Annotated in this window: 5 protein-coding genes and 1 pseudogene; 5 read left to right on the top strand and 1 reads right to left on the bottom strand. The window is 69.0% G+C overall.

Annotation, left to right across the window (positions count from 1 at the left end; genetic code table 11):
* Positions 1-37 precede the first annotated feature (37 nt).
* Genes LZ198_RS04940 through LZ198_RS04950 form a run of 3 tightly spaced genes read left to right on the top strand, consistent with a single transcriptional unit; the run spans position 38 to position 4,174 of the window.
* Complete coding sequence (locus LZ198_RS04940; protein ID WP_253970700.1) at positions 38-2,026, top strand: hypothetical protein; 1,989 nt, start codon at positions 38-40, stop codon at positions 2,024-2,026.
* A gap of 1 nt (position 2,027) precedes the next feature.
* Complete coding sequence (locus LZ198_RS04945; protein WP_253970701.1) at positions 2,028-3,047, top strand: DUF2169 family type VI secretion system accessory protein; 1,020 nt, start codon at positions 2,028-2,030, stop codon at positions 3,045-3,047.
* 56 nt (positions 3,048-3,103) lie between these two features.
* Positions 3,104-4,174 (top strand): beta-ketoacyl synthase N-terminal-like domain-containing protein, encoded by a 1,071-nt coding sequence (locus LZ198_RS04950; RefSeq protein WP_253970702.1) that lies wholly within the window; start codon positions 3,104-3,106, stop codon positions 4,172-4,174.
* Between the two features lie 80 nt (positions 4,175-4,254).
* On the opposite strand, the pseudogene LZ198_RS43595 reads toward LZ198_RS04950, so the two are convergent.
* A pseudogene (locus tag LZ198_RS43595) lies at positions 4,255-4,549 on the bottom strand (transposase); the annotation flags it as partial.
* Between the two features lie 871 nt (positions 4,550-5,420).
* Here LZ198_RS43595 and LZ198_RS04955 point away from each other — a divergent pair.
* Both LZ198_RS04955 and LZ198_RS43600 read left to right on the top strand, forming a co-directional pair.
* Positions 5,421-6,101 (top strand): hypothetical protein, encoded by a 681-nt coding sequence (locus LZ198_RS04955; protein WP_253970703.1) that lies wholly within the window; start codon positions 5,421-5,423, stop codon positions 6,099-6,101.
* A gap of 776 nt (positions 6,102-6,877) precedes the next feature.
* A partial coding sequence (locus LZ198_RS43600; RefSeq protein WP_407667376.1) for a transposase occupies positions 6,878-7,059 on the top strand: 182 nt, incomplete at its 3' end.

Raw genomic sequence — 7,059 nt, forward strand, 5'->3', positions numbered from 1 at the left:
GGCATGCCCTCGGGACACCAGGTCGGGGAACGAAGACATGAGCCATGCGCGCCAGGAAGCCTCACGGAGTCTGGACCTGTCCCGGGCGCGCGAGCTGCTGGATGAGGTGCTTGTGGGGCTGCGTGACGTGAGGGACCCCACGGTTGCCCTGCGGGCCCTGGAGCGGCACCTGACGGCGGCGCTCGGGGCGTTGTACCAGGCGCTCTCCGCGGAAGGCGGCTCGGAGCCCTTCCACCACCATGCACGCAACGCACGCGGGTGGGTGGTGGCCGCGCGTCGGTCGCTGAAGGCCGGGAGCGGCAAGGACCCTGTCGTTCATCGACACCTCGCCGCGGTGGACGAGGTCTTGAGGGGATGGAAGGACGCCCTGCACCGCGGGCCGCTGGTGCCGCTGCGCCTGCCGCGGCCCGACGTGCACCACATCCCCCGGGCGCAGGGCGACGAGCCCCTGCTCATCGAACTCCCTCGAGGGCCCCTGTGGCCCGCCATCGTCCTCCAGTGGGAGGAGCCTCCGGACGCGGAGCCACTCCCCACCGAGGATTCGTTGCCGGAGAGCCCACCCGTTACGCTTGCCGACCTGGACGCGCTGCTCGCCCGGACCCGGGCGCAGGCCCGGGCCCTGTCCGCGCCGCCCCCCCCTGCCCTGAACCCGCCCGCCCCGGCCCCGAAACCCCGGCCGCCCGTGGAGCGCGACGCGCTGGATCGGGCGCAGTTCGGCGAGACGCTGCGTCGCGAAGACGTGGAGTTCGGGCGGGCCAGGTCCTTCTTCGAGGACGTGGCGATGATGAGCCTGATGCGCCAACCGGACGAGGGCGACCTGTGGAGCGAGCTGCGCCCGGTGGAGGAGCGACTGCTGGCACGCGTGGATGGCATCCTCGCCTGTGGGCTCTGGGTCCTGCCCGAGTTGGTGAAGCTCCTCGATGAGCGCCCGCTGCCGGACCCCGAGATGTCGTGGGGCGTCGTGTTCCTCCACGGGTGTCTGGCGGGAGAGGATGCGTTGCACCAGGTGGAGCGGCTGCTGCGGACCGTGGGCCTGGAGGCCCCAGAGGTGTTCGACGCCACGGCCGATGCGCTCGCCTTCGTGCCACATCCGGGGCTGGAGGGCCTTTTGCGCCGCTGGTGGAAGGAGGAAGGTGTGCCGCGCAGGCTGGCGGCGCGGGTGCTCGGTCGCCGAGGCTTGTTGGAGGGGCACGAAGCGCTGGCGTTGGCGTGGAGCGACTCGCCCGAGTGGGTGCTGGAGGGAGCCCGGGCACTCCCTCGGGTCCGAGGGGCGCTCGACCCCCGCGAGACGGTACGGTTGCTGCGCCATGCGAGCGAGGAGGTGGTGTCCGCCGCCATCGAGGCGCTCCTGCTGCGCCGCTCGGCTGCCGGGCTTCAGCATGCGCACGCGCTGCTCGCCGAAGGGCGCGGTGACTTCGCGGGCGCGGCGCTTTGGGCGGCGGTGGGCGGTGGCGCCGAGGTGCTCGAGGACTTCGAGGGCGCCCTGGCACGCGAGCGGGTGCCTCCCGCCGTAGTGGAGGCGTTGGGGTGGTATGGCAGCCCGCGCTTCATGGAGTTCCTGCTCGCGCGACTTGGCGCAGGGCACGTGGACGCGGTGGGCGCTCTCCAGCGGCTCACCGGGGCCTCCCTCACGGATGACGAGCCAGATCCAGACTACGAGAAGGGCGGGGAGCCGTTCGGACGCGGCTTCGTGCCTCCTCCGTTGGAGCTGGAGTTATCGGTCGACCCGAAGGTCTGGGCCGCGTGGTGGGCGAAGCACAAGACGCGCGCCTCGGGAACGAAGCGATATCGCTGGGGCCATCTCTGGTCCACGCAGGACAACCTGTGGGAGCTCGAGCACGCTCCGGCGTCCATGCGCGAGCGGAGGATTGCGTGGCATGAGTTGGTGGCGCGTACGGGGGCCACCCATCCCTTTGATCCCCAGGACTTCGTTGCCCGGCAGCAGGCTGCGATCAACCGGTGGCGAGAGGCCCCGGAGGTCCGGCACGTGGCCGCCGGTGCGTGGCCCCTTTCCCTGACACGGTGAGATGGTCCTTCCCGAGCTCAATACCCGCACCCCGGCCACCGTCCAGCTCCTGCCGCACTTCGGGATGGATGGGGCGCCGTGCATCTGCGTGGTCATCAAGCAGCGCTTCTCCGTCGTCCGTATCGGCCACGTGCGGCGCGAAGGTGGCGCCCAGGTTCGGCTGGTGGATGAGTTGTGGGAGCCCGACGCGGAGCAGAGCAGCATCCGCCGTCCGGCGGATGTCGGCCTGTGCAAGCCGACCACGGATGTGGTGGTGACTGGCGGCGCCATGGCCGTCAAGCGCAAGCCCGTGAAGGAGTTGGACGTGTGGGTGCGCGTCGGGCCGGTGGGAAAGCGGCTCCGGGTGTTCGGCACACGTGTCTGGTACCCAGGCGTCGTGGGGTTGGCGCTCACCGCGCCGCAGCCCTTCGAGGAGGTCCCCCTTCGCTGGGAGCTCGCGTACGGCGGCATGGATACGAGCAACCCCCGGAAGCTCGCCCACGAGCCCCGCAATCCGCTGGGGCGCGGCGTGGTCGCGGACACGGACTCGCTGAAGCACAAGCCCGCGCCGCAGATTGAGGACCCCTCGGACCTCATCAGCTCGGTGCGCTCGAGGCCCACGCCAGCCGGAGTGGGAGCCATCGGTCCCCACTTCGAGCCTCGGCTCCGTCTCGCGGGGACGTACGACGACCGCTGGCAGAAGGAGCGCATGCCGCTGCCACCCCTGGACTTCGATGAGCGCTATCGCAATGTCGCCGCTCCCGGGCTCGTGTGTCCGGCGCACCTGCGGGGGGGCGAACTGGTGGAGGTGGAGGGGATGAATGCGAGCGGGCAGGTGGGCTTCGAGCTGCCGAAGCTCACCTTCGGCGTGCTGGCCGTGACGACACGCGGGCGGGTGGAGCACCGCCCCGTGCTGGACACGGTGTTGCTCGAGCCCAACGAGCGTCGCTTCGAGCTGACCTGGCGCTCTGTCGTCCCCATGCCGAAGCGGGCCCGGGAGCTGGCGGCCATCAACGTCTTCGAGAAGGAGCGGATTCCGTGAGGACCCGGGCCACCGGCTCGTGGGTGGGGAAGGATGGGGAGGTCGGGCTGTGCGCCATGGGGGCCTTCAACGGCCTCGCGTTCGACGCCCACCAGACGTGGGCCTTCTGGCGCGCGGAAGCCGTGGGCGTGACGGAGAGCCCCTTCCGCTGCCCCAACGGGACCCGGGCCACGATGCTGTCCGCCCGCACGCTACCGCCCCGACTATGCGGGGCGGAGCGGATGGTGGCGCTGCTCGATGGGGCCCTCGGGCAGCTCGAGGCCCCGCTGGCCCGGCTCCGGGGGGATGCACGGCTGCGACTGTGGCTGGGGCTCCCCGAGCGCTACGGCCCCGAGGCCTCGAAGGCGCGCGCAGTCGAGCGCCGACACCTGGAAGACCACGTCGAGCGGTGGTGCGAGCGCAGTGCCGCAAGCGCTCCGGTCATTGGGGTGCCACGTGGGGCGGCGTCCCTGGCGTTCGCTTTGGCGGAGGCGTGCGCGGATGTGGCCTCGGGCCAGGTGGATGCGGCCATCGTCGGAGGGGTGGACACGTACCATGCGCCCGACGTGATGGACGAACTGATGGCGCAGTCGCGACTGTTCGACGGCAAGAACATGGACTCGCTGATTCCAGGCGAGGGCGCTGCGTTCCTGGTCATCACCCGTCCACGCATGGCGACGAGAGCGGGATTGCCCAGGCTGGCTCTTGTTGATGCCGTGGGGCTGGGACAGGAGCCGGGTTCCCTTCTGTCCGAGGCGCCATGTACCGGGATGGGGCTGACCCAGGCCATCCGTGCCGCGACGGGGGGCCAACGCGATCCGAATTGGCGATTGGAGTGGCTCCTGGGAGATGTGAACAACGAGAGCTACCGCAGCACGGAACTCCAACTGGCCCTGCCCCGGGCCTTGGCTCCCGGAGGAATGGATGCGGGCAAGGGCTACCGGCCGATCGCTGTGGATGACCTGCCTGTCGATTTCCTTCCGCTTCGTTTCTGTGACCTGGGCGCGGCGACGCTGCCGACCGCCGCCATCATCGCCTCGCAGACCTTTCTTCGAGGCGTCCCCAGGGCGACGAATTGCCTGTGCGTGAGCAGCTCCCAGGGCCCTGATCGAGGCGCCGTGCTCCTCCGCGCTGCGCCCCCCGGCTGACCAGGTCCTTCCCTCGCGATACCTCGCGGTGACCCAATGTCTCGGTGGAACGGGATGTAAAGGCATGCCTCGGAGTGTCGCGTAACCGCCTCGTCGAGCTCTTCGCCGCGCCGCTTGTGGCGGCCCAGTACGGCCTGTGCCGAGCCGCTGGCCCGGGTCCGCGACACGGCCACCTCCAGGTGCCCCATGGACGTCAACAGGCCACGTAGGTAGCTGCCATTGCGCTGGTCCTTGCGCGCCACCACCTGCTGCCAGTGCCCCGCATCTCCTCTTCCAGCAGCATCTCCAGCGTCATACGGATGGCTCCCAGGAAGAGACCTCGCACGCCGGTACACGCCTCTTCGTGCGAGGCGCGGCAAACTCGGTATCGTCCACGGCGGGAACTCCTCGGCTCCCCTGCCAGGAGGAGACCGTCTCGGTTGGTTTCTCGGAGGAGCCTTCCTCTTTCTCGCTCAGCACTGTTTGCCGACTACACACTTACAGGGACACGACCCTCGTTTTCGGCACCTCGAGCGCCGCTGCGCGACCCTCCAATCCCGCGCTTCTCCGCGCGCGGCTGGCTCGAAGACCCGCGTTTCGTGAGGCTCGTCTCCATGCCCCATGCAAGAGTGGTGAGATGGCCCGAAGTGGAACACCTCCGGCACCGCACCCCGCCAGTGACTGGAGCGAACTCCAACACTCGCTCGTGACGTCCTGGCGTCTGGACACACTCGCCGTCCACGCTGACCTCCTCCAGCAACAGGGGGACCCGCGCGGCGAGCTGATGGCCTTGGACCTGAGCCCCGCTCCCGAGGACCGCGGCTGGCGGCACCGACGAGCGGCGCTGCTCGCCGCGTGGTTGGGCGAACCGCTCGCGGCAAGCGCGGGACACCTCGTCCAGCATGGCTTCATTCACGCGCTTCGGGATGACCGATTCCATCCCGCGGGACTGCTCGACAGTCCGCTGGGGACCTTCGTTCGGCGCTACGCCGTGAGTGGCGATGAGCAGGTGCTGGCTCGACTCGCGAGCCGGCCACGGCCATGGCTGATTCAGCTCACCTTCCTTCCCAGCGCCGCCGCTGTGCGCGTCAGCGACACGGTGCGAGACGCACTCATCGCCGCGACTCCCCACCTGCAGGAGCTTCATCTGCTAGGGGCACACCCCCCATTCGCCGCCTTTCCGCACCCCGCTGTCCGTCGCGTGTACGTGGGGCAGGAAGACCTCCCGGCGGAACGAAACGCCCTCATCGTCCCGGAAGGGGTCCAAGTGCATGGCAACCCTCACGCGCAAGGTCGGCGCGGCCCCTGGGTCGAGAACTCGGAGCTCGAGGTCGCACTCGAGGCGATCCACGAGCAGCCAGACTGCGGCCGGCTCGAGGAGTCCTTCGGTGGGTTCTTCGCACAGGTGGGCTCCCTGCCCGCCCTGCTCGCGCGCCTTCGCTCCGCCGGACTCGTCACGATGGACGGGGCCCACGTCAGGCTGACGACGGCGGGACGTGTCCTGCGAAACCTGGAGCCTCTCCACCCGCCGCGAGTCCCCGCACCGAAGAGCGACTACGGCCGTTGGGTCCTCTGGGCCGGGCCGCGTCAGCCGGTGGGCGACCCGCCGGCAGTGCCCATCAACAGTCTGGGCCTCCACATCCAGTGGCTCGAACAGTGTCTCGCGCGAGTCCCCCTCGACAAGAGAGTCCAGGACGTGCTGGTGAGCTATCACCGCTTCCTCGTCGACACCCTGGGTCCAGCCGGTGAGCGCGAGGTGCTCGCCTTCAATGCGCCCGGTCCGCTCGCCGAGGCCGTGGAGACCCTGTTGGAGCTGGAGGACCTGGACCTGGAGTTCCTCCAGCGGAACAGCCCGTTGACCAACGAGGGGCTCAGGGTGCTGCACTCCGCACTTGGCTCCCCGCTGGCCCCCAGCCAGGCGCTCTTCCACCTTGTGTGGGGCTGGTAGGTCACACCCTGTCGGAGCATGCGCACGGCCTGAAGTCGCTCGCGAGCAGCGGCCTCGAGAAGGTTGTGTCGACCCGGCCAACCAAAGCCGGCTTCAGGCTGGGCGCCCTTCCCGTGCACGTCCACCGGCGCGTAGCTTTGAGCGCTGTCACCGCCGGGATGAACGATTCAACTGAGGCCCAAGAGAAGAGCCGGACACTCGGTGCGCACTTCCTCGTGCGAGGGCGCGCCAAACTCGGTATCGTCCACGGCGGGAACTCCTCGGCTCCCCTGCCTGGAGGAGACCGTCTCGGTTGGTTTCTCCGAGGAGCTCCCCCCTTTCGCGCTCGTCCCTGTTCGCCGACTACACACTTATAGGGACACAACCCTTTCCCCTGGCCTCACGGTCACAACTCCCCCCAATCCAATGGATTCTCTGGCGGGGATACGAGCGCTACGGAATCAAACCGCCCGCCCCTCACCACGACCTTTCCCCAGAGCTCGGTCCGGCAGCGCGAGCACTCGCCCACGCCATAGGTCCAGAAACTTCCGTCGCGCAGATCGTACGTTGGGCCATAGACGGGCCGCTTCTTGTTCGTCGTGCGCCCGAAGACGTCTTCGCCCAGAGCGAAGACCTCGTCGTCCAGGAGCCCCACGTGGGCTTGGAACACCACATCAGCGTCAACACGACAGACCGCGCAGCTACAGCGCCAAATAAAGCCATTGGTCTGACTCACAGTAACTCCGGCACTTTCTGGTAATGCAGCCCGCTGACGCGAGCTTTCCTTCCGTATCTTCGTGCTCCGAAGCAGCATTCCCTGGGAGATATTGCCCCGCAAGCAGTTCGGCTTGGCGGGCATGACGGCCTGGCGCCGACTGGAGGAATGGACCCGAGCAGGCGTGTGGGAGAAGCTGCAAGAGCGGCTGCTCGACGAGTTGGGCCTGCGAGGCAAGGTCGACTTCTCCAGGGCCTCCATCGA

Source organism: Myxococcus dinghuensis (assembly GCF_024198235.1).
Taxonomy (GTDB): domain Bacteria; phylum Myxococcota; class Myxococcia; order Myxococcales; family Myxococcaceae; genus Myxococcus; species Myxococcus dinghuensis.